The sequence below is a fragment of the Bacillus mycoides genome (assembly GCF_001757995.1).
Taxonomy (GTDB): domain Bacteria; phylum Bacillota; class Bacilli; order Bacillales; family Bacillaceae_G; genus Bacillus_A; species Bacillus_A mycoides_B.
The window spans coordinates 1-1,753 of the sequence record NZ_LXLV01000124.1; the positions used below are offsets into that span (position 1 = coordinate 1).

General features: G+C 33.8%; 1 protein-coding gene and 1 pseudogene. Both read right to left on the reverse strand.

Annotation, left to right across the window (positions count from 1 at the left end):
- A partial coding sequence (locus tag BWGOE10_RS29150) for an efflux RND transporter periplasmic adaptor subunit (RefSeq protein ID WP_131799000.1) occupies window positions 1–646 on the reverse strand: 646 nt, incomplete at its 3' end.
- A 162-nt stretch (window positions 647–808) separates the two neighbouring features.
- Window positions 809–1,433, reverse strand: a pseudogene (locus BWGOE10_RS29155) (IS6 family transposase).
- Between the last annotated feature and the right edge of the window lie 320 nt (window positions 1,434–1,753).

Consider the following 1,753-nt stretch of genomic DNA (forward strand, 5'->3'; position numbering starts at 1 on the left):
GGGATGAACTTTGCGCTGCATCTTTATCTAACTTCTGTACAACACCAGCAAAATTACTATAAATCGTAAGTTCTTTCTGTTTTTTATTTAACTCTTCTTTTTGTAACTTTCCTTTTTCCTTCTCAAGATCAGTTGTTTTTTGTGCCATTTCTAACTCACTTACCTGCTCTTCCATTGGGTCTGTTACTTCTTTCGCAGCTCCACCATCTTTTGCCTTCTTAATTTCTTTATTCAATGAATCAATCTTCTTTTTCCCTTGATCGTAACGCATATCAGCCATCTTCTGATCAAGCTCAGCTTGTTTCACCTGTAAATTAATTTCTTCATTATCATAAGAGAATAATTTCGTTCCCTTTTCTACCTCTTGTCCTTCTTTCACTGCAATATCTTTCACTTTTCCTTTAGTTGGATCCGCATAGAAGCTTTCAATATTCCCCGGCTTCACCTGCCCTGAAATCAATTTTGTATTATTAAGTTTACGCTCTGTTACTTTTTCGAAGCTAACATTATCTGCCTTTGCCTCACCCTTCTTCTTACCTTGCATGACAAAAATATTGATGGCTGCAACGATAACAATTAATGTAATAACCCCACTGATAATCCATTTCTTCTTTTTGTTAAGTTTACGTGTTGTATTTGGTAACATGGTGTATCTCCTTTCATGATAATATACTTTTTAAGTATATTATAATTTTTAAAGATAACATGAATAACATATATAATATTATGCAATATTGCATATAAAAAGGTTCTGGTGCAAAAATATTAGTTAGAAACATAGAGTAGCAATTTCCTATTCATTTCTATCTTATGAAGCTAAGCCAAACAATTTATGAATAAATTCTTTCTGGTTTTGGACAGACTTATCCAGTAAAACAAGTTGCCCTTTTTTCATCATATGCATGGCTTCAACACCACTCAATATAGAGATTGCTGCTTTAAACGACTTGAATCCTAACATAGAACGAACTCGCCTTTTAATAAACCGGTGGTCTTGTTTCACTATATTATTGAGATATTTAACTTGCCTTAGTTGTATGCCTTCAGGCATATGTTTCTCTTCTTTCAACTCTTGAATCGCTACAGGATAGGCAGAGTTCTTATCTACTGTTATCACGCGAGGTTTAGAAACATACGAAAAAGCGCTTGGCTGCTTGTTTATCTCTTGATTTACTTAGATAAAAATCAATTTTATTACCCTCTGAATCAACTACACTATACAGGTACATCCATTGACTTTTTACTTTGATATATGTATCATCGACTCTCCAAGAGTCATCGGTTTGCTTGAGATGAAAACGGATTCTTTTGTCTAATTCAGGACCAAACTGATGAACCCAACGCATAATCGTTGTATGAGCAAAGGATAAGCCCCGTTCCCCCATCATTTCCACCAAATCACGAAAGATCAAGTGTATCAGTATGTTCAAGATTTAGAGATTACTTGCAATTATCTTGAAGTTTTCGCACCAGAACCGATAAAATATGCACCACATTTGTTTATAGAAAGTAATACTTTTTCATGATATTTTTGAAAGAGTTTTGTTACATTTTCGAAAGAAATATGAAAGATATTTAAACTAAGATAAACTCACGAATATAAATTTTATATTAATCGTTAGTAAATTGAACTACCCCCACTTTCACTTCGTTTAGAAGTGGGGGATTCCTAAGTAAAGAGTTCTATCGAACTCTAATTTATTAGGCTATCTCCACAGTCCTTGCGGTTAGAAGCCTTATCGCTTCATTCTTT